The following is an 18,525-nucleotide window of genomic DNA, read 5'->3' on the forward strand; positions in this document are numbered from 1 at the left end:
AAAAAACCCGCTTCGGCGGGTTTTTTCATGCCGGGAGAAACACCTGTGCGGTTTTCAGGTTGTACCGAAACGCCAGCATTGGCTAAGGTTCAAGCATTGCAAGGGAGGGCGAGCATGACGGCCGTTGATTTACCCGCTGTACCGAGAGTCCTGATTGCCGAGGCCGACCCGTGGTCTCGTGACCTGCTCAAACAAGTGTTGCTGAATGTGCGCTGCGATGCGCGGCTGGATCTGTGCGCCGATGGCCAGGAGGCAATGACGCTGCTCAGCGAAGTGCCCTATGACCTGGCGATCGTCGACTGGGAGTTGCCCGGCGTCGATGGCTTGAACGTATTGCGCAGCGTGCGCCAGCGCAGACGCAATCCGCCGCTGCCGTTCATTCTGATGAGCAGCCGCAACGACAGCGCCAGCGTGCGCGAAGCCTTGCCGCTGGCACCGACCGCCTACCTGGCCAAACCCCTGAACATGGAAAGCCTGACCGAACGTTTGCAGGGACTGCTGCTGAACGCCGGCGAAGAAGTGTTCTGTGAAGTACCGGCGCTGGCGCCGGGCATGACATTGTCGGTGTTCCTCGAACGCCGCCGCGAGCAGGCCGACGGCGCGCCGCTGATGACCGACGTGCAGGTGGCGGTCAAGCGCAGCCTCAATCCCAACGGCCTGGATCTGAAGCTGCTGGAAGAGGAAATTCGCACCGACCCGCAGATCACCGCCGTGTTGATCGCCGCCGCCAACAGCGCCGCCCAGCATCATGGCGCGCCGGTGCAGACCCTGGCCCAGGCGCTGCATCGTCTGGGCACCGGTCAAAGCATGAACCTGATCCTTGGTTTGGCACTCAAGCGCAGCGCCCGGCTCAGCGACCCGTGTCTGGCCGACTACGCCGAGCGCTATTGGGGCCTGTCGCTGCACACCGCCGAGTACGCCCGCACGCTGGCGCGGCTGCTCGATCTGGATCAGGAGCGCTGCTATTGCGCCGGGATGCTCCACCGCCTCGGTGATCTGGCGTTGCTGCGTTGTCTGCAGGAGTGGAAGCAGGCCGGCGGCGAGCTGGATGAGCTGGAGGAAGTCGGCGATGCGCTGGCCGAATTCGGTGCGGCGTATGGCTCGGCGCTGCGCACTCGCTGGCGTTTGCCGTTGGAACTGCGCGAGCTGATTGCCTCGGTCTACCAGCTCGGTGGCGGGGTGTATTCCCGCGAGGCACTGGTGATGAACATGGCGGCGCAGATGGCGCGGCTGACCGAGCATGAAGGCGTCGAGGATCTGGCGAAGAGCCGCACGGCGCGCTTGCTTAAAATCGGCTTGCCGGAGCTGATGCGGATGCGCAAATAGCGGGTTGATTGCGCATCCAGTCTTGAATCAGGCGGAAATGATCCGGTTCTTGCCTTGGCGCTTGGCCTCGTACATCGCCGCGTCTGCGCGGGCGAACAGGGTGTCGAGGCTTTCATCTTCCGGGGTGAGGCTGGTCAGGCCCTGGCTGACGGTGATACCGAACGTCTGTTCACCATGGTTAAAACTCAGCCGCTGGATTTCCCGTTGCAGCCGTTCGGCCACCTGCATCGCCATGTCCGGCGCACAGCCCGGGAAAACCGCAGCGAATTCCTCACCGCCAATCCGTCCGAACAGGTCTCCCCGGCGCAATGATGCTCGCCCGCATTCGGCGATCCGTTGCAGCACGTTGTCGCCCTCCGGGTGGCCGTAGGTGTCGTTGATCACTTTGAAGTCATCGATGTCCAGCAGCAGGAACGCCATTTGCGCGCCTTGCAGGCGGGCTTGTTCAAATTCCCGGTGGGCACATTCGAAGAAGTGTCGGCGATTGCTGCTCTGGGTCAGTACGTCGGTGGTGGCCAGGCGTTGCAGCTCGGTTTCCATTTGCTTCTTGTCGGTGATGTCTTCGGCGAAGCCGACGATGATCACCGGTTGCCCCGGTTCGTCCTGACGATTGATGAAGCACTTGTCGCTGACCCAGCGAACCTGGCCGTCGGCGGCGATGATCCGGTATTCGCGGTCTTCCACGGCGCCTTTGTGCAGCACTTCGGCGAGGCTGCGTTCGGCGTATTCCAGATCATCCGGGTAGATGCTGTCGCGCCACTGGTTGTAGTCGGCCAGCAACAGGCCGGCGGAACGACCGAAGATCCGCTCGTAAGCGGGGCTGACGTACAACACCTGACGGGTTTCCCAGTTGAAGGCCCAAAGCACGGCGTTGACGCTGACCAGCAGCGAACTGAACAGCTGCTCGCGTTCGCTGAGCCGGGCGACTTCGCCCTGGGCGTGCATCAATGCCATCAGGGTTTGCGCGGCCTCGGGCCACTGGGGAGGGGATGAGTCTTTTTGATTGTTGTTGACCATCGACACGAATCTCAAAGGGCGTGCCGATCAATCGACAACGGCCACGGGAAAACCCGCCGGGGGTGGCGAAGTGTCTTTGAGATAGGGGATCGACGGTGAAGTTCCGAAGGGTGCGCACGGGAACCGGGCGCACCGATCAACGGCACTCAGGCGGCGACAGGGCGCAGCGAGTAGGTTTTCAACTGGTCAGCGAATTCGCGCAGGGACTGGATGCCGCTGGCCTCGGCCTCGTGTACCCATTCCTTGATGGCGGCGAGCATGTCGTGGCCATTTGCGCTGGTCTTGACCCAGATCTGCTGCAGGGCCAGACGTTTCTCGTAGATTACCTTCAGCGCCTGACTGTGCTCGAGCATGTTCTGGATGCGCGCGTGGTGGCGATCTTCCAGCAGGCTGGTTTCCCGCGAGAGCAGGCGTTTGGCCCGGTGGAACTGGTGGCGTACCGAATGATCGACCTTGGCCAGTTCCTGCTTGACCAGTGGCCCGATCACCAGCTTGCGGTACTGGGCCATGATCTGGAAGCGGTTGTTGAGGATCGCCATGGCGGTGTCCATGTCCAGGCTGCCCTTGCCTTCGACGCGGTGGGCGATCGGCGCGACCCGCTGCACTTTGGCCAGACGCAGGAAGCTGAAGATCTGGATCCACGCCCAGCCGAGGTCGAACTCCCACTTCCTGACCGACAGCTTGGCCGAATTGGGGTAGGTGTGATGGTTGTTGTGCAGTTCTTCGCCGCCGATCAGGATGCCCCACGGCACCAGATTGGTCGCCGCGTCGCGGCATTCGAAGTTGCGGTAGCCGACGGCATGGCCCAGACCGTTGACCACACCGGCCGCCCAGACCGGGATCCACATCATCTGGATCGCCCAGATGGTGATGCCGATGGTGCCGAACAGCAGCAGGTCGATGACGGCCATGATCGCCACGCCCAGCAGCCGGTAGCGGCTGTAGAGGTTGCGCTCGATCCAGTCTTCGGGGCAGTTCTTGCCGTAGATGCGCAGGGTTTCCGGGTTCTGCGCTTCTTCGCGATACAGCTCTGCGCCTTTGCGCAGGACGGTGGACAGACCCTTGACGACCGGGCTGTGCGGGTCGTCTTCGGTTTCGCATTTGGCGTGGTGTTTGCGGTGGATGGCGGTCCACTCGCGGGTGTTCTGCGCCGTGGTCAGCCACAGCCAGAAACGGAAGAAATGCTTCAGCCCGGCATTCAGCTCCAGGGAGCGATGGGCCGAGTAGCGGTGCAAGTAGACCGTGACGGCAACGATCGTCACGTGGGTCATCACCAGGGTGACGGCGACCAGCGACCAGGCCGACAAGCCAAGAAAACCTTCGTACCACATAGGCTATAGGGCCCTCGATAAAGAAAAAACAGCCGTTGCATTATCACCAAGCACACAGATAAAACCAGTCGCCCTTTCAGATAAGAGATGGCTGGATGTTTCTTGACCTATAATCCCGACATTTTTGTAGGGACATGGACGGCCGAATGTCTGCCACTTACCGCGATGCCTTGCGTGCAGCGCTGCTTTACCTGGTCCTTGCCGTGGTCTGGCTGCAAGGTACTGGTTATTTATTGAACAGTTTCTTCGATAGCTCTGACGAGTTGCTGCGCTGGCAACTGATCAACGGCTACCTGTTCGTGGCGCTCAGCGCCGGGTTGATCTTCCTGGCCCGGGCGCGGCTGTTCGAATGCCTGGGCATCGGCGCCCGATTGCGTGAACGCCAAGCAGATCGCGAACGCCTGCGTCAGGCCGCTGCGGTTTTCGATTGCACCCGCGAAGGCGTGCTGGTCACGGACCGGCAGGGGCTGATCGTGCACGTCAATCGCGCGTTCATGGAAATCACCGGTTATCAGCGCGATGAAGTCATCGGCCAGCAGCCCAGCCTGTTCAAGTCCGGGCATCATCCGCCGGGGTTCTATCAAGCGATGTTCGCTTCTTTACAGGCGCGGGACGAATGGAGCGGCGAGATCTGGAACCGGCGCAAGAGCGGTGAAATCTACCCGCAATGGCAGACGATCCGGGTCATTCGTGACGATGACAACCGGCTCAGCCATTACGTCGCGGTGTTTTCCGACATCAGCGCGATCAAGGATTCCGAGCACGAACTCAAGCACTTGGCCCACCACGATCCGCTGACCGACCTGCCCAACCGCCTGCTGTTCAGCGACCGCGCCGAACAGGCGCTGGCATCGGCGCAGACCCACAAGCGCGGCTGCGCGCTGCTGATGATCGATCTGGACCATTTCAAACTGATCAACGACAGCCTCGGCCACACCATCGGTGACCGTTTGCTCAAGGCCGTCGCCGCGCGTTTGCAGGGGTTGTTCGGGCCGGGCATCACCCTGGCGCGGCTGGGCGGCGATGAATTCGCGGTTCTGCTGGAAAGTTGTCCACAGCCGGCACAGGCGGCAGCGCTGGCTCAGCGTATTCTCGATGCGCTCAAGGAGCCGTTCTGCCTCGACGGCCATGAACTGTTCATCAACGCCAGCCTCGGCATCAGCCTGTTTCCCAGCGATGCACTGAGCGCCGAACAGCTGTTGCGCAACGCCGATGCGGCGCTGTTCAAGGCCAAGAGCAGCGGCCGCAATGGCTACGCGCTGTACACCGAAGAGCTCACGGCTCACGCCCAGCAGCGGGTCGAAATCGCCTTCGAGTTGCGCCGCGCGCTGGAGCAGCAGGAACTGCGGGTCTACTACCAACCGGTGCACGACCTGCAAACCAGTCGCCTGATCGGCGTCGAGGCGCTGGTGCGCTGGGAGCATCCGCAGCGGGGCCTGGTGTCGCCGGCGGAGTTCATCCCGATTGCCGAGCGCACCGGGCTGATCTCGGAGATCGACGCCTGGGTCATGCAGCAGGCCTGCCGGCAGATGTGCCAATGGCAGCAGGCCGGGGTGGTGCTGTCGTTTGTCGCGGTGAACGTGTCCTCGCGGTTATTCGCTCGCCGCGAGTTGTATCAGCAGGTGGCGCAGGTGCTGCACGAGACCGGCCTGGATCCGGCCTATCTGGAACTGGAAGTCACCGAAAGCGCGGTGATGGACGATCCGGAAGTCGCGCTGGAACAGATGCATCGTTTGCGCGAACTGGGCATTCGTCTGGCCATCGATGACTTCGGCACCGGTTATTCGTCGTTGCTGCGGCTCAAGCGCCTGCCGGTGCAGAAGCTCAAGATCGATCAGGGTTTCGTCGCCGGCCTGCCGTGGGACGAGGACGATGCGGCGATCGTCCGGGTGATCATCGCCCTGGCCCGCAGCATGGGCATGCAGGTGCATGCCGAGGGCATCGAGCAGGTGGAACAGGCCGCGTTCCTGCTGGAGCAGGCCTGTGATCTGGGGCAGGGCTACTGGTTTGGGCGGCCGGTCCCGGAAGCGCAAGTCGACTGGAACCGGGCGCCCTTGATCGGTTGATGACGGCGTACGGCGGGTTTGCCGGCAGGCAAATCCGCCGCAAACCCTTGCTGCATCACATAATGTTTTCCAGTTATATAAACATTCTTAAATAGTCTTTTTAAGAATATCCGCGCCTCTCTTATATTGCTCCCACGCCGAACGCAGTGCCGCCCACTGCCAGGCATATCCCATACAAAGGAGCAGCACCATGAGCGCATCCCTGCGTAGCGTTGACGGTCAGGACGAAAGCACCATCCTGCGTGAAATCCAGAGCGCCTTGCGCGACCTGCGTTTCGGCGCGGTGGAAATCACTGTGCATAACGCCCAGGTGGTCCAGATCGAACGCAAAGAGAAATTCCGCTTGCAGCAACCGGGCAACAAACCGAGCTGAACCCAGAAAGATTCCAGCCTGCGCCCGCTCTTGCCGGGGATCAATGCAAGAGTGGGCGCAGGCGGTGATCTTTACAGGCAACCCGATTTTCGCAATCCATAAGAAAAAGCCACCACCAAGAATTCCAGGAGCTTTCACCATGTCGTCGATTCGCCGTTACGCTTTGGCCGCCCTGGCCAGTGCTGTGTTTGCCGGTTCCGCGGTTGCCAAGGATTACGAACTGCTCAACGTGTCGTATGACCCGACACGCGAGCTGTATCAGGATTACAACGCCGAGTTCGTGAAGTACTGGCAGTCGGAGCACGCCGGCGACACCGTGAAAATCCAGCAATCCCACGGCGGTTCGGGCAAGCAGGGCCGTGCGGTGATCGACGGTCTGCGCGCCGACGTCGTGACCCTGGCCCTGGCCGGCGACATCGACGAAATCGCCAAGCTCGGCAAGACCCTGCCGGCCGACTGGCAGAAGCGTCTGCCGGACGCCAGCACTCCTTACACCTCGACCATTGTGTTCCTGGTGCGCAAGGGCAACCCGAAAGGCATCAAGGACTGGGGCGATCTGATCAAGAATGACGTCTCGGTGATCACCCCGAACCCGAAAACCTCCGGCGGTGCACGCTGGAACTTCCTCGCGGCGTGGGCCTACGGCCTGAAAGCCAACGGCGGCAACGAAGCGAAAGCCAAGGAATACGTACAAACCCTGTTCAAACACGTACCGGTTCTGGACACCGGCGCCCGTGGCTCGACCATCACCTTCGTCAACAACGGTCAGGGTGACGTGTTGCTGGCCTGGGAAAACGAAGCCTTCCTGGCGCTGAAGGAAGACGGCGGCAAGGACAAGTTCGACATCGTCGTGCCTTCGCTGTCGATCCTCGCCGAACCACCGGTGGCTGTGGTCGACAAGAACGCCGAGAAGAAGGGCAACGAGCAGATCGCCGAAGCCTACCTCAAGCACCTGTACAGCCCGGCCGGCCAGGAAATCGCGGCGAAGAACTTCTATCGCCCGCGTGACAAGGACGTGGCGGCCAAGTACGCCCAGCAGTTCCCGAAACTGGAGCTGGTGACCATCGACAAGGACTTCGGCGGCTGGAAAACCGCGCAGCCGAAATTCTTCAACGACGGTGGCGTGTTCGACCAGATCTATCAGGCGCAGTAATCTGAAATAGGTCATAAACGAGCCCCGATTTAACCGTCGGGGCTTTGTGCGTTCTCAAACCAAGGACTTTTATGTCGCGTCGTATCTCCCCCGTCATACCCGGCTTCGGGCTGACGCTGGGCTACACCTTGGTGTACCTCAGCCTGATTGTGCTAATCCCGCTGGCGGCGATGTTCGTCCACGCCGCCCAACTCACCTGGGACCAGTTCTGGACGATCATCTCCGCGCCCCGCGTGCTCGCCGCACTGAAGCTGAGCTTCGGCACCGCGCTGTGCGCCGCGATCATCAACGGCATCATCGGCACGTTGCTGGCCTGGGTGCTCGTGCGCTACACGTTCCCGGGACGCAAGGTGATCGACGCGATGATCGATCTGCCATTCGCCCTGCCGACCGCCGTGGCCGGTATTGCGCTGACGGCGCTGTACACGCCGACCGGACTGGTCGGGCAGTTCGCCGCCGACCTCGGTTTCAAGATCGCCTACACCCCACTCGGGATCACCCTGGCGCTGACCTTCGTGACCCTGCCGTTCGTGGTGCGCACGGTGCAGCCGGTGCTGGCGGACATTCCGCGTGAGGTCGAAGAAGCGGCGGCGTGCCTCGGTGCCAAACCGTTGCAGGTGTTTCGCCACATTCTGCTGCCGGCGCTGTTGCCGGCCTGGCTGACCGGTTTCGCCCTGGCGTTCGCCCGTGGCGTCGGCGAGTACGGTTCGGTGATATTCATCGCCGGCAACATGCCGATGAAAACCGAGATCCTGCCGCTGCTGATCATGGTCAAGCTCGACCAGTACGATTACACCGGCGCTACCTCCATCGGCGTGTTGATGCTGGTGGTTTCCTTCGTCCTGTTGCTGCTGATCAACTTGCTGCAGCGGCGCATCGAAACCCCATAAGGAGGCGCGAACCATGTCCCAATCGTCTATTGCGGCCGCTTCCTCGGCCAACGCCGCCCGCCGTGGCAGCGCCACTTCGCGGCGGATCCTGATCGGCCTCGGCTGGCTGATTTTCTTCCTGTTTCTGCTGCTGCCGCTGTTCATCGTGGTGTCGCAGGGATTGAAGAACGGCCTCGGCGCATTCTTCACTGCGATCTTTGAACCGGATGCCTTGTCGGCGCTGAAACTCACCGTGATCGCGGTGCTGGTGTCGGTGCCGCTGAACCTGGTGTTCGGTGTCAGCGCCGCGTGGTGCGTGAGCAAGTACTCGTTCCGCGGCAAGAGCATGCTGGTGACGCTGATCGACTTGCCGTTTTCGGTATCGCCGGTGATCGCCGGTCTGGTCTACGTGTTGATGTTCGGCGCCCAGGGCCTGTTCGGGCCGTGGCTGCAGGATCACGACATCCAGATCGTCTTCGCCCTGCCGGGCATCGTGCTGGCGACGATCTTCGTCACCGTGCCATTCGTGGCCCGTGAGCTGATCCCGCTGATGCAGGAACAAGGCACTCAGGAAGAGGAAGCCGCGCGCCTGCTCGGCGCCAATGGCTGGCAGATGTTCTGGCACGTGACCGTCCCCAACATCAAATGGGGCCTGATCTATGGCGTGGTGCTGTGTACTGCGCGGGCCATGGGTGAGTTCGGTGCGGTGTCGGTGGTTTCCGGGCACATTCGCGGGGTGACCAACACCTTGCCGCTGCACGTCGAGATCCTCTACAACGAATACAACCACGTGGCCGCGTTCGCCGTGGCGAGCCTGTTGCTGATCCTGGCGCTCTTCATCCTGCTGCTCAAGCAGTGGAGCGAAAACCGTATCAACCGCCTGCGCGCCAGCGCCGCGGAGGAATAATTCATGTCGATCGAAGTGCGTAACGTCAGCAAGAATTTCAATGCGTTCAAGGCGCTGGACAACATCAGCCTGGACATCCACAGCGGTGAACTGGTGGCGCTGCTCGGCCCGTCCGGCTGCGGCAAGACCACCTTGCTGCGCATCATTGCCGGTCTGGAAACCCCGGATAACGGCAACATCGTGTTCCACGGCGAAGATGTGTCCGGCCACGACGTGCGGGATCGCAACGTCGGTTTCGTGTTCCAGCACTACGCCCTGTTCCGCCACATGACGGTGTTCGACAACGTCGCGTTCGGCCTGCGCATGAAACCAAAAAACCAGCGCCCGAACGAAAGCCAGATCGCGACCAAGGTTCACGAGCTGCTGAACATGGTGCAACTGGACTGGCTGTCGGATCGTTATCCGGAGCAACTGTCCGGCGGCCAGCGTCAGCGTATCGCCCTGGCCCGTGCCCTGGCGGTAGAGCCGAAAGTGCTGCTGCTCGATGAGCCGTTCGGTGCTCTCGACGCCAAGGTGCGCAAAGAGCTGCGCCGCTGGCTGGCGCGCCTGCACGAAGACATCAACCTGACCTCGGTGTTCGTCACCCACGATCAGGAAGAAGCGATGGAAGTGGCCGACCGCATCGTGGTGATGAACAAGGGCGTGATCGAGCAGATCGGCTCACCGGGCGACGTCTACGAAAACCCGGCCAGCGATTTCGTCTATCACTTCCTCGGCGATTCGAACCGTCTGCATCTGGGCGATGACAACCACGTGCTGTTCCGCCCGCACGAAGTGTCGCTGTCGCGGCATGAACTGGAGGATCACCACGCCGCCGAAGTCCGCGATATCCGGCCGCTGGGTGCGACCACGCGGGTGACGTTGAAGGTTGAGGGGCAGGCTGATCTGATCGAGGCGGAAGTGGTGAAAGACCACGATAGCCTGACCGGGTTGGCCAAGGGGGAGACGTTGTTCTTCAAGCCGAAGGTCTGGCAGAAAGTCGCCAACGTTTGATCTCGCTCGTTCCCACGCTCTGCGTGGGAACGCCGCTATGGACGCTCCGCGTCCACTGTGAGGCGGAGCGTCACGGGATTCATTCCCACGTAGAGCGTGGGAACGAGCGAGCGGGGCAGTGGTTCAGACAGCCGCGCGATGCGGATTGACCCGCACCACACCCGCCCGCGCCTCGATCTGCTCTTTCAGCTCATGCCGCATCCCGAGCAGGAACGCCAGTTCGGCCACCACAAACAGCGGCCCGACAATCAACCCGCTCAAGTCATCGACAAACGCCGGTTTGCGCCCTTCATAGTGGTGCCCGACAAACTGGATCACCCAGCCAATCACAAACATCGCCAGACCGCTGCTGAGCCAGACCATGGTGCTCTGCTGCGCCAATACATGCCCGGCCCAGACCGACAGCCCCATCAACACGGTCATCAACACTCCGAGCTTCAGTTCCAGGCGCAGGTAAAACCACGCCGAAGCAAGGGCGGCGATCACCGCCGGGGAAATCCACAACCCGCCCACCGACCATTCCGGCCGCGACAACAGCACGGCCACCGCCACCACAATCAGCGGAATCCCGATAAAGTGGCTGGCGATGTTGCGCGGGTCACGGTGGTAAGCGGCGTATTGACTCAAATGATCGACGAGGCTTTTCATTGTTGTTCCTCCTGTAGGGTGATCGAATCATGCCCCGGGTTCACGGCTCGCTCTGTCAGGCAGGCGACAATCTTTCGGAGAACGCATGGATAAGGTCTGGCGCGAGCGCCTGCTGACCGGGCAATGGTTCAGTCATCTGCCCTCGTCCTTTCAGGATAGTCTGCTGGCGGCGGCCCGGGAGCGGCGGCTGACGACGGGGCAGCGGCTGTTCCAGCGCGGCGATGCGCCGTGCGGGCTGTACGCGGTGCTCGACGGCGCGGTACGCATCGGCGCGGTCAGCGAGCAGGGCAAGGAGGCGTTGCTGAGTCTGGTGGAGGCGCCGCACTGGTTCGGCGAAATCTGCCTGTTCGACGGCCAGCCGCGCACCCACGATGCCTACGCGGTCGGGCCCTGCACGCTGCTGAACATTCCCCAGGCCACACTGCTGCAACTGCTCGATGAGCGACCCGTTTACTGGCGACATCTGGCGTTGTTGATGAGCCACAAACTGCGCCTGACCTTCATCAACCTCGAACAGCTGAGCCTGCTGCCGGCCCCGGCACGTCTGGCTCATCGCTTGCTGATGATCGCCGAGGGCTATGGCGAACTGGACCCGCCGCGCCGCGTGCTGCAACTGCCTCAGGAGCAGTTGGCGTCGATGCTGTCGCTGTCGCGGCAGACCACCAACCAGATCCTCAAGGAGTTGCAGGGGCAGGGGATTATCGGCTTGAGTTATGGCGAGATCGAAATCCTCGACGCTGTGCGACTGCGCGCGCTGGCGACCCTCTGAAGAACACGGGTTTCCCTGTGGGAGCGGGCTTGCCCGCTCCCTCATTGGATCGATGTTGTTTTTACGAACCGCGATACGTCGAGAAGCCATAAGGGCTGAGCAGCAGCGGAATGTGATAGTGCTGGTCCGTCTGCTTCACTTTAAAAATCACCGGAATCTCCGGAAAAAACGTCTCGTGCTTCGCCTTCTCGAAGTACTCGCCAGTCTTGAACACCACCCGATACTCACCGGCCTCGAACGGCTTGTTCGCCGGGAACAGTTCGGCGATCCGTCCCTGTTCATTGGTGGTGCCCTGCGCCAGCGGCTGCCAGTCCTGGCCGACATGACGTTCCAGCGTCACGTTGATGCCCGGCGACGGCAGGCCGTTTTCCAGATTGAGTACGTGTACGCTCAGCGGGTTGCCGGCGGCCAGCGCCAGGCTCGAAAAGGCGCTCAATCCAAGCGCGGTGAAAGTCATGCGCAGTGGGGTCATGGTGATGTTCCTCGGTTCAAGTACGGTTGATGGACAGGCCGACGATTTCGGCGGCCTTGATTGCGCAGGTTTCGTCCTGTTCGCCACCGCCGGAACCGGCCACGCCCATGGCGCCGACCAGTTCTTTCCCGGCAAACAACGGGATGCCGCCGCCGAGTAACAGCAACTCATCAAGGGTGTTGAGGTTGGCGGTTTCTGGGTTGTTGCGGGCGCGCTCGGCGAACAGTCGAGTCGGGGTTTTCGTCGATAGTGCGGTGTAGGCCTTGCGTTGGCTGGCGGCGGTGTTGTGCGGGCCGATACCGTCGCCGCGCAAGGTCACCAACAGGTTGCCGCCACGGTCGAGCACCGACACCGTGGCGGTGCAGTTTTCCAGCGCCGCGTCGGCCAGCAGCCGCGCGGTTTTCAGATCGAGATCGGCGTGACGGGGCAGCTCAGGCGTGGCGTGCGCCGCGCCGCTGAGGCCGATCGCGAGGCTGGCAAGCAGGTATTTGACGGACATGGGCAGGCTCCAAAAGCGAAGGCCACCACCTTATCCGCCGGTCCCCGTCGAAACCTCGTCAGTCGGATTACAAGTTTGTAATGGGCAATATCGCCGAAGGGGCCTAGCCTGTGTCTCTGATCAATCGAGGTGTGCCATGCGTTTGCTGGTCGTAGAAGATGAAGCCAAAACCGCGAACTTCATCGCCAAAGGGCTGGGAGAGTCGGGTTTTGCCGTGGACGTGGCGCTGAATGGCCTCGACGGTCGCTACTTTATTGAGCAGCAGGAATATGACCTGATCATCCTCGACGTGATGCTGCCGGGCCTCAACGGCTGGCAATTGCTCCAGCTGATCCGCCAGCGCGGCGCCACGCCGGTGCTGTTCCTGACGGCGAAGGACGCCATCGAAGACCGCGTGCGCGGCCTCGAACTGGGGGCCGATGACTATTTGCTCAAGCCGTTCGCCTTCGCCGAATTGCTGGCGCGGGTGCGCACGTTGTTGCGGCGCGGCCCCCTGCGTGAAGCCGAGTCGTACAACATCGCCGATCTGGAAATCGACGTACTGCGCCGCCGGGTCAGCCGGGGCGGCCAGCGCATTGCCCTGACCAACAAGGAATTCGCCCTGCTGCATCTGCTCGCCAGCCGTCAGGGTGAAGTGCTGTCGCGCACGCTGATCGCCTCGCAGGTGTGGAACCTGAATTTCGACAGCGACACCAACATGGTCGAAGTCGCGGTGCGTCGACTTCGTTCGAAAGTCGATGATCCGTACATGCCGAAACTGATCCACACCGTGCGCGGGGTCGGCTATCAACTCGAAGCGCCCGACGATGCGCGCTAGATCCATCGCCTGGCGCCTGGCCCTGGCGTTCGCTGTCGTCTGTGCGCTGGTACTCAGCGCGATTGGCGTGTTCCTGTATCGCTCGCTGGCCTCGGAAATCGCCTGGCGCGACGACATGGCCTTGCTCGGCCGTCTGGAACAGGTGCGCGCGCTGCTTGCCGACAGCGACAGCCTCGACGCCCTGCAGGCGCGGCCACGGCTGTACCAGAACATGCTCGGCAACCTCGACAGTCTGCTGCTGGTGCAACGCGCTGACGGCTCGAATGTGATCACGATCAACCCTCGCCAACGCGCACTGCCGCCCGTGCAGGCCATCCCCCGGGATCAACCGCCGCAACGCCGCGATGTGCTGACCTGGCAGGCGGCGGACGGTGTCGAGCTGGCCCTGTTGTCAGGTCAGGCCCAAGGGCCGAACGGTGAAGCGCTGACCGTGATCGCCGGCAAGGTATTGAGCGAGCGCGAACAGATGCTCGGCAGCTATCGCCTGCGCTTGTATCTGGCCGTCGGCGTTGGTGCCGTACTCGCTTTCACGCTGGGCCTGATGCTGTTGCGCCGAGGTTTGCGGCCTCTGCGCAAGCTGAGTGAAGCACTGCGCGGCATCGACCTGCGCAGCCTCGACCAACGCGTTCCCACCGCCAGCACGCCGGCGGAATTGCTGGAGCCGGTACACGCGCTGAACGGCATGCTCGTACGGCTGGACGACGGCTTCCAGCGCCTCTCACAGTTTTCCGCCGACCTCGCCCACGAAATCCGCACGCCCCTGCACACCTTGCTCGCCAGCAACGGCCAGGCACTGAATCACCCGCGCAGCAGCACCGAGTATCAGGAAGTGCTGGCGTCGAACATGGAAGAATTCGAACGGCTCAAGCGCATGGCCGAGAACCTGATGTTTCTCGCTCGCGCAGAGCAGGCTGAACGCGCGCTCGATCTGCGCACGCTGAAGTTGCACGAAATCGGCGATGAGTTATGCGACTACTTCGAAGCCTTGGCCGATGACCGGGAAATCCGTCTGGAAAACACGTTCAGCGGAGAATTGCTGGCGGATCAGCAACTGCTGCAACGCGCCTTGGGCAACCTGTTGGCCAACGCCGTACGCCATGCTGATGCCGGCTCGGCCATCAGCCTGCGCCGACGCGATGAACCAGGCCTGTGCTGGCTGCAAGTGCACAACCTCGGCCCGGTGATCGCGGATGAGCATCTGGGCAAACTGTTCGACCGCTTCTACCGCGTCGACCCGTCCCGCGCGGAGCCGGGAGACTCCGGCGGATTGGGACTGGCAATCGTGCGGTCGATCATGCAGTTGCATGGGGGGCGGGTGCGGGTCAGCAGTGATGCAACGGGTACGGTTTTTGAGCTTGGATTTGTAACCCGTCGCTAATCGACCGCATATGCCGTTTCATATGAGCTAGACTTGCCCGGAATTGGCATCGAATACGATGCATATACTTTTAATTACGCTTTATTGCACTGCATATAATGCAATGGTGTGTCATGGAACAGTTGGGCGAACTGATCAGAACTCTGCGCAAAGCGCAAAAACTCTCGCAGCAAGCGTTGGCGCAACGTTACGGCATGAGCCGCGCCACCATTTCGGGTATCGAAAACAATACGATTTCTGAAATTGGTCTGCGCAAAGTCGAGGCGATCCTCAACGGCTTTGGCTATGAGCTGACAGCGATTCCCGTGAGAGCACAACGTCCGACACTCGACGCGTTGCAGAAGGTCAATTTCCATGACTGAGCCGACAGATCGCTTGCACATCACCGTCGCTGATAGCCCGGTCGGAACGCTCGGTCGAGGGCAGCCGGGCATGGACAGTGTGTTCAGTTATCGCGAGGACGCCATCGACGAGAATGCAGTGTCGCTGACAATGCCGACCCGGTTGGAGAGCTACGGCTGGGAGCGGGGCATTCATCCTGTCTTCGAAATGAATCTGCCGGAAGGCGCGCTGCGCGATGAGCTGGTTCGACGCTTCAGTAAAGCAGTGCGCGGTTTTGATGATTTCGCCTTGCTCGCTATCGTCGGACCGCATCAGTTGGGACGGCTGGCGATTACCAGTGAGTCGGCAACCGAGCGTCAGCCCGAAACATCACTGGCCGAGCTTTTGGTGCATGACGGTGCCCAGGGACTGTTCGAAGATTTGCTACAGAAGTACGGCCAATACTCCGGGGTTTCGGGCGTGCAGCCCAAAGTGCTGGTGCGCGATAGCGCGGCAGCAGTTGATCGCCTGACTCACCGAGGCTCCACACATCTGGTCAAAGCCTTCCGTCCCGAAGAGTTTCCTGAGCTGGCGACCAACGAATACTTCTGTATGCGCGCCGCAGCGCTTAGCGGACTTGAAGTGCCAAAGTTTGAATTGAGTGAGCAGGGCAAGTTTCTGGTGGTCGAGCGTTTTGACCTGACTGAGCATGGCTATCTGGGTTTCGAGGACTTTTGCGTACTCAATGGCTGGCCTTCCAGAGCCAAATACGATGGTTCTTACGAAGGCGCTGCCCGACAGATTAAAGCCTTTGTTTCTCCTGCGCTGTTGAGTCAGGCGCTGGAAGCTTTTTTCAAGATCGTGGCGCTGTCAGCGGGACTGAAAAACGGCGATGCGCATCTGAAGAACTTCGGTGTGCTGTATGACCATTGCGGCGCGCAGGCTTCGATCCGGCTAGCCCCGGCTTACGACATCATCACCACATCGGTTTACATCAGGAACGACAGCCTGGCCTTGCTGTTGGGCGGGTCGAAGGCATGGCCCAAGTACAAGGCGCTGATGCGCTTCGGCCGTACGGCGTGCAATCTCACTGAAGGCCGGTGCAATGAACTACTGCAGCAGGTTGTTCATGGCATGCAGACGGCGATGGCGGAAATGCTTGAGCATTGCCGAACCCATCAGTCGTTCGCCGAGGTAGGTACGGCAATGATCGAGCAGTGGGAATCCGGGATTGAGCGCAGTCTGACCAAGGGTTGAGCGACCCATTTGCGCTCAGCGCAACTGATCCCGAAACTGCCCCGGCGTCATCCCGGTCCAGCGTTTGAACGCACGGCTGAAGCTGCTGGTATCGGCAAATCCCAACAGGTAACTGACCTCGCTCAGCGAGCATTGCGGATCGCGCAGGTGCAGCAGCGCGAGGTTTTCGCGGCTTTCATTCAGCAGGGTGTCGAAGCGGCAACCCTCGTCCGCCAGATGCCGTTGCAGGCTGCGCAGGCTCAGGTGCAGGGCCTGGGCGATGCGTTCGGCGCTGGGTTCGCCTTCGGGCAGTTGTTCTTCGATGGCGTCGCGTACCTTGCGCTCCCAGGTCAGCGGTTTGAGCTGGGCGAGGGTGCGTTTGAGCACGGCTTCGTTGTGTTCGGCCAGCTCCGGGTTGGCGTCGTCGAGGTGACTGTCGAAGTCGGTGAGGGCGAATTCGATCCGGTCTTCTTCGGCGGAAAAGTGCACCGGCGAGCGGAACACCTTGTGCCATTGATGCGCATCGACCGGTTCCGGGCGACGCAGGTACACCGCCAGTGGCGCGTAGTCGCGGCCCAGGCGATTGCGGCAGGTGCGCACGTAGATGGCGGCAAAGGCGTCGATGGCTTCGAAGGCCGGGGCCGGATTGCCGGCCGGGATTTTCAGGCGAAAGCGGTAGCGGTCCTCGGTGCGGGTCAGCTCCAGTTCCAGCGCGTCGCTGACCACCTGGTGATAACGCACGATCCGCTCGAACACTTCCCGCAGGCTGCCGCTGGCCACCAACGCATAGCCCAGTGCGTGAAAGGTCGTGGGGCTGACGAACCGCGACACCCGCAAACCAATCGCCGGATCGCCGCTGACCTGCACCGCGATTTCCCACAGGCGCGTGGTGGCGGACAACGGATAGCGGGCGTTCGGGTCATCCATCAGTTGCGGATCGAGCCCGGCCTGCCGGCACAGGGCAGTGCTGTCCAGCCCCAGCGCGTCGAGTTGCTTGCGCAGGGCACGGGTCCAGCTGGCGAGAGAAGTCGGTTCCTTCATGCTGATTGGCGCTTCCGGTCAACAGGTTGGCGTTCTCGGCTACCGCGTTTGGAGTCCGCGCGAGGCAGGATGCGAACATCAATAACCAGAGGATGGAAGCATGGACCGTACTTCTGCAAGTCCCCAGCGACACAATGCTGCCCAGCGATCAGCGCATATTCGCGAAGTGGTGCTGGCCAAGGGCGTGGAGCTGCGCGAGCGCTACCCGATTCTCAAGCATCAGGATGCACTCGGCGCCGGGATTCTCGCCTTTGCCCTGGCCGGAATGATCGGTTCGGCGGCGCTGTATATCAGCGGGCACATGGCGTGGTGGGCGTGTCTGCTATTCAACGCGTTTTTCGCTTCGCTGACCCATGAGCTAGAGCACGACCTGATCCACAGCATGTATTTCCGCAAACAGCGGGTGCCGCACAACCTGATGATGGGCCTGGTGTGGCTGGCGCGGCCGAGCACGATCAACCCCTGGATTCGCCGCCATTTGCACCTCAATCATCACAAGGTGTCCGGCACCGAAACCGACATGGAAGAACGGGCGATCACCAACGGCGAACCCTGGGGTTTCGCGCGGTTGCTGATGGTCGGTGACAACGTGATGTCGGCATTCATCCGCATGCTCCGGGCCAAGACCTGGGCGCACAAGTTCAGCATCATCAAACGCACGCTGAAGGTCTACGCGCCGCTGGCGCTGGTGCATTGGGGGGCGTGGTATGTGTTTCTCGGATTCCATGCGGCCAATGGCGTCGCTTACTTGATGGGCTCGCCGATTGAATGGTCGGCGACCACGCTTTCAGTGATGCAGGTGATCGACATCGCCGCCGTGGTGATCATTGGCCCGAACGTGTTGCGTACGTTTTGCCTGCACTTCATCAGCTCCAACATGCATTACTACGGGGATGTGGAACCGGGCAATGTGCTGCAGCAATGTCAGGTGCTGAATCCTTGGTGGCTGTGGCCGTTGCAGGCGTTCTGCTTCAACTTCGGCAGCAGTCACGGGATTCATCATTTCGTGGTGAAGGAGCCGTTTTACATCCGCCAGCTGACGGTGCCGGTGGCGCATAAGGTGATGCGGGAGATGGGGGTTCGGTTTAACGATTTCGGGACGTTCGGGCGGGCGAACCGGTTTGTTCGCAAGGAGAATGAAGGGTTGGCGGGTAAGGCGATCGAGGTGAACTGACTTTGTGTTTTCGGCTGGAGATCCAGCCCTCACCCTAACCCTCTCCCGGAGGGAGAGGGGACTGATTGGGGGATATTCGGGAGATACACCGACTTGAAAGTGCTTTACCGAATCCACAATCAACTCGGTTTCTCA

The 18,525-nt window shown here is 61.4% G+C and carries 19 protein-coding genes; 13 read left to right on the forward strand and 6 right to left on the reverse strand.

Features of this window, described 5'->3' with window-relative positions; genetic code table 11:
• The first annotated feature begins 114 nt into the window (after positions 1–114).
• On the forward strand, positions 115–1,326 hold the full coding sequence (locus tag CAF76_RS17430; protein ID WP_085647910.1) for a response regulator: 1,212 nt from the start codon (positions 115–117) through the stop codon (positions 1,324–1,326).
• A 27-nt stretch (positions 1,327–1,353) separates the two neighbouring features.
• Here the strand turns inward: CAF76_RS17430 and CAF76_RS17435 are convergent, their stop codons facing one another.
• Positions 1,354–2,343: a sensor domain-containing diguanylate cyclase gene (locus CAF76_RS17435; RefSeq protein WP_085613312.1), complete on the reverse strand. Its 990-nt coding sequence runs from the start codon at positions 2,341–2,343 to the stop codon at positions 1,354–1,356.
• Positions 2,344–2,489: 146 nt separating this feature from the next.
• Complete coding sequence (desA, locus tag CAF76_RS17440; protein WP_085647911.1) at positions 2,490–3,674, reverse strand: delta-9 fatty acid desaturase DesA; 1,185 nt, start codon at positions 3,672–3,674, stop codon at positions 2,490–2,492.
• Positions 3,675–3,820: 146 nt separating this feature from the next.
• Between desA and dibA the strand changes: the two genes are divergently transcribed.
• The 6 genes from dibA to CAF76_RS17470 all read left to right on the forward strand — a co-directional run bounded on the left by dibA (position 3,821) and on the right by CAF76_RS17470 (position 10,035).
• The gene (gene dibA / locus CAF76_RS17445; RefSeq protein ID WP_064592627.1) at positions 3,821–5,740 is read left to right on the forward strand and encodes a phosphodiesterase DibA; all 1,920 of its coding nucleotides are present in this window, start codon (positions 3,821–3,823) and stop codon (positions 5,738–5,740) included.
• Between the two features lie 190 nt (positions 5,741–5,930).
• On the forward strand, positions 5,931–6,113 hold the full coding sequence (oscA, locus tag CAF76_RS17450) for a sulfur starvation response protein OscA (protein ID WP_039772974.1): 183 nt from the start codon (positions 5,931–5,933) through the stop codon (positions 6,111–6,113).
• A 139-nt stretch (positions 6,114–6,252) separates the two neighbouring features.
• Positions 6,253–7,266 (forward strand): sulfate ABC transporter substrate-binding protein, encoded by a 1,014-nt coding sequence (locus CAF76_RS17455; protein ID WP_011331904.1) that lies wholly within the window; start codon positions 6,253–6,255, stop codon positions 7,264–7,266.
• Between the two features lie 71 nt (positions 7,267–7,337).
• Positions 7,338–8,156 carry a sulfate ABC transporter permease subunit CysT gene (gene cysT / locus CAF76_RS17460; RefSeq protein ID WP_007952818.1) on the forward strand — a complete coding sequence of 273 codons (819 nt, stop codon included), beginning with the start codon at positions 7,338–7,340 and terminating at the stop codon, positions 8,154–8,156.
• Between the two features lie 13 nt (positions 8,157–8,169).
• Entirely contained in the window at positions 8,170–9,042 is an 873-nt protein-coding gene (gene cysW, locus CAF76_RS17465) for a sulfate ABC transporter permease subunit CysW (RefSeq protein ID WP_011331905.1), read from the forward strand.
• 3 nt (positions 9,043–9,045) lie between these two features.
• Positions 9,046–10,035 carry a sulfate/molybdate ABC transporter ATP-binding protein gene (locus tag CAF76_RS17470; protein ID WP_074689378.1) on the forward strand — a complete coding sequence of 330 codons (990 nt, stop codon included), beginning with the start codon at positions 9,046–9,048 and terminating at the stop codon, positions 10,033–10,035.
• A 123-nt stretch (positions 10,036–10,158) separates the two neighbouring features.
• Here the strand turns inward: CAF76_RS17470 and CAF76_RS17475 are convergent, their stop codons facing one another.
• Entirely contained in the window at positions 10,159–10,683 is a 525-nt protein-coding gene (locus CAF76_RS17475; protein ID WP_085647912.1) for a DUF962 domain-containing protein, read from the reverse strand.
• 85 nt (positions 10,684–10,768) lie between these two features.
• On the opposite strand from CAF76_RS17475, the gene CAF76_RS17480 reads away from it, so the two are divergent.
• The gene (locus tag CAF76_RS17480; protein WP_064592639.1) at positions 10,769–11,452 is read left to right on the forward strand and encodes a Crp/Fnr family transcriptional regulator; all 684 of its coding nucleotides are present in this window, start codon (positions 10,769–10,771) and stop codon (positions 11,450–11,452) included.
• Positions 11,453–11,513: 61 nt separating this feature from the next.
• Here the strand turns inward: CAF76_RS17480 and uraH are convergent, their stop codons facing one another.
• On the reverse strand, positions 11,514–11,924 hold the full coding sequence (uraH, locus tag CAF76_RS17485) for a hydroxyisourate hydrolase (protein WP_064592647.1): 411 nt from the start codon (positions 11,922–11,924) through the stop codon (positions 11,514–11,516).
• Positions 11,925–11,940: 16 nt separating this feature from the next.
• Positions 11,941–12,423, reverse strand: a complete 483-nt coding sequence (locus tag CAF76_RS17490; RefSeq protein ID WP_085647913.1) for a heme-binding protein — start codon at positions 12,421–12,423, stop codon at positions 11,941–11,943.
• Between the two features lie 136 nt (positions 12,424–12,559).
• On the opposite strand from CAF76_RS17490, the gene CAF76_RS17495 reads away from it, so the two are divergent.
• From CAF76_RS17495 to CAF76_RS17510, 4 genes are all read left to right on the forward strand, one after another.
• Entirely contained in the window at positions 12,560–13,240 is a 681-nt protein-coding gene (locus CAF76_RS17495; RefSeq protein WP_011331911.1) for a heavy metal response regulator transcription factor, read from the forward strand.
• Positions 13,230–14,618, forward strand: a complete 1,389-nt coding sequence (locus tag CAF76_RS17500; protein WP_085647914.1) for a heavy metal sensor histidine kinase — start codon at positions 13,230–13,232, stop codon at positions 14,616–14,618. Before CAF76_RS17495 ends, CAF76_RS17500 begins: the two co-directional genes overlap by 11 nt.
• Positions 14,619–14,731: 113 nt before the next feature.
• Complete coding sequence (locus tag CAF76_RS17505) at positions 14,732–14,980, forward strand: helix-turn-helix domain-containing protein (RefSeq protein ID WP_085647915.1); 249 nt, start codon at positions 14,732–14,734, stop codon at positions 14,978–14,980.
• Positions 14,973–16,196 carry a type II toxin-antitoxin system HipA family toxin gene (locus CAF76_RS17510; protein ID WP_085647916.1) on the forward strand — a complete coding sequence of 408 codons (1,224 nt, stop codon included), beginning with the start codon at positions 14,973–14,975 and terminating at the stop codon, positions 16,194–16,196. The genes CAF76_RS17505 and CAF76_RS17510 overlap by 8 nt, the downstream gene beginning before the upstream one ends.
• A gap of 15 nt (positions 16,197–16,211) precedes the next feature.
• On the opposite strand, the gene CAF76_RS17515 is transcribed toward CAF76_RS17510, so the two are convergent.
• Entirely contained in the window at positions 16,212–17,216 is a 1,005-nt protein-coding gene (locus tag CAF76_RS17515) for an AraC family transcriptional regulator (RefSeq protein WP_064592655.1), read from the reverse strand.
• 100 nt (positions 17,217–17,316) lie between these two features.
• On the opposite strand from CAF76_RS17515, the gene CAF76_RS17520 reads away from it, so the two are divergent.
• Complete coding sequence (locus tag CAF76_RS17520) at positions 17,317–18,390, forward strand: fatty acid desaturase (protein WP_085647917.1); 1,074 nt, start codon at positions 17,317–17,319, stop codon at positions 18,388–18,390.
• Positions 18,391–18,525 lie beyond the last annotated feature (135 nt).

Source organism: Pseudomonas sp. B40(2017) (assembly GCF_002112855.1).
Taxonomy (GTDB): Bacteria; Pseudomonadota; Gammaproteobacteria; order Pseudomonadales; family Pseudomonadaceae; genus Aquipseudomonas; species Aquipseudomonas pharyngis.

Excerpts from the sequence above, each read along its gene's own strand:
- uraH (WP_064592647.1), bottom strand. The coding sequence starts at position 11,924 with ATGACCCCACTGCGCATGACTTTCACCGCGCTTGGATTGAGCGCCTTT.
- CAF76_RS17470 (WP_074689378.1), top strand. The coding sequence starts at position 9,046 with ATGTCGATCGAAGTGCGTAACGTCAGCAAGAATTTCAATGCGTTCAAG.
- cysW (WP_011331905.1), top strand. The coding sequence starts at position 8,170 with ATGTCCCAATCGTCTATTGCGGCCGCTTCCTCGGCCAACGCCGCCCGC.
- CAF76_RS17495 (WP_011331911.1), top strand. The coding sequence starts at position 12,560 with ATGCGTTTGCTGGTCGTAGAAGATGAAGCCAAAACCGCGAACTTCATC.
- CAF76_RS17475 (WP_085647912.1), bottom strand. The coding sequence starts at position 10,683 with ATGAAAAGCCTCGTCGATCATTTGAGTCAATACGCCGCTTACCACCGT.
- dibA (WP_064592627.1), top strand. The coding sequence starts at position 3,821 with ATGTCTGCCACTTACCGCGATGCCTTGCGTGCAGCGCTGCTTTACCTG.
- CAF76_RS17435 (WP_085613312.1), bottom strand. The coding sequence starts at position 2,343 with ATGGTCAACAACAATCAAAAAGACTCATCCCCTCCCCAGTGGCCCGAG.
- desA (WP_085647911.1), bottom strand. The coding sequence starts at position 3,674 with ATGTGGTACGAAGGTTTTCTTGGCTTGTCGGCCTGGTCGCTGGTCGCC.
- CAF76_RS17515 (WP_064592655.1), bottom strand. The coding sequence starts at position 17,216 with ATGAAGGAACCGACTTCTCTCGCCAGCTGGACCCGTGCCCTGCGCAAG.
- CAF76_RS17430 (WP_085647910.1), top strand. The coding sequence starts at position 115 with ATGACGGCCGTTGATTTACCCGCTGTACCGAGAGTCCTGATTGCCGAG.
- CAF76_RS17510 (WP_085647916.1), top strand. The coding sequence starts at position 14,973 with ATGACTGAGCCGACAGATCGCTTGCACATCACCGTCGCTGATAGCCCG.
- CAF76_RS17520 (WP_085647917.1), top strand. The coding sequence starts at position 17,317 with ATGGACCGTACTTCTGCAAGTCCCCAGCGACACAATGCTGCCCAGCGA.
- oscA (WP_039772974.1), top strand. The coding sequence starts at position 5,931 with ATGAGCGCATCCCTGCGTAGCGTTGACGGTCAGGACGAAAGCACCATC.
- CAF76_RS17455 (WP_011331904.1), top strand. The coding sequence starts at position 6,253 with ATGTCGTCGATTCGCCGTTACGCTTTGGCCGCCCTGGCCAGTGCTGTG.
- CAF76_RS17480 (WP_064592639.1), top strand. The coding sequence starts at position 10,769 with ATGGATAAGGTCTGGCGCGAGCGCCTGCTGACCGGGCAATGGTTCAGT.
- CAF76_RS17505 (WP_085647915.1), top strand. The coding sequence starts at position 14,732 with ATGGAACAGTTGGGCGAACTGATCAGAACTCTGCGCAAAGCGCAAAAA.
- CAF76_RS17500 (WP_085647914.1), top strand. The coding sequence starts at position 13,230 with ATGCGCGCTAGATCCATCGCCTGGCGCCTGGCCCTGGCGTTCGCTGTC.
- CAF76_RS17490 (WP_085647913.1), bottom strand. The coding sequence starts at position 12,423 with ATGTCCGTCAAATACCTGCTTGCCAGCCTCGCGATCGGCCTCAGCGGC.
- cysT (WP_007952818.1), top strand. The coding sequence starts at position 7,338 with ATGTCGCGTCGTATCTCCCCCGTCATACCCGGCTTCGGGCTGACGCTG.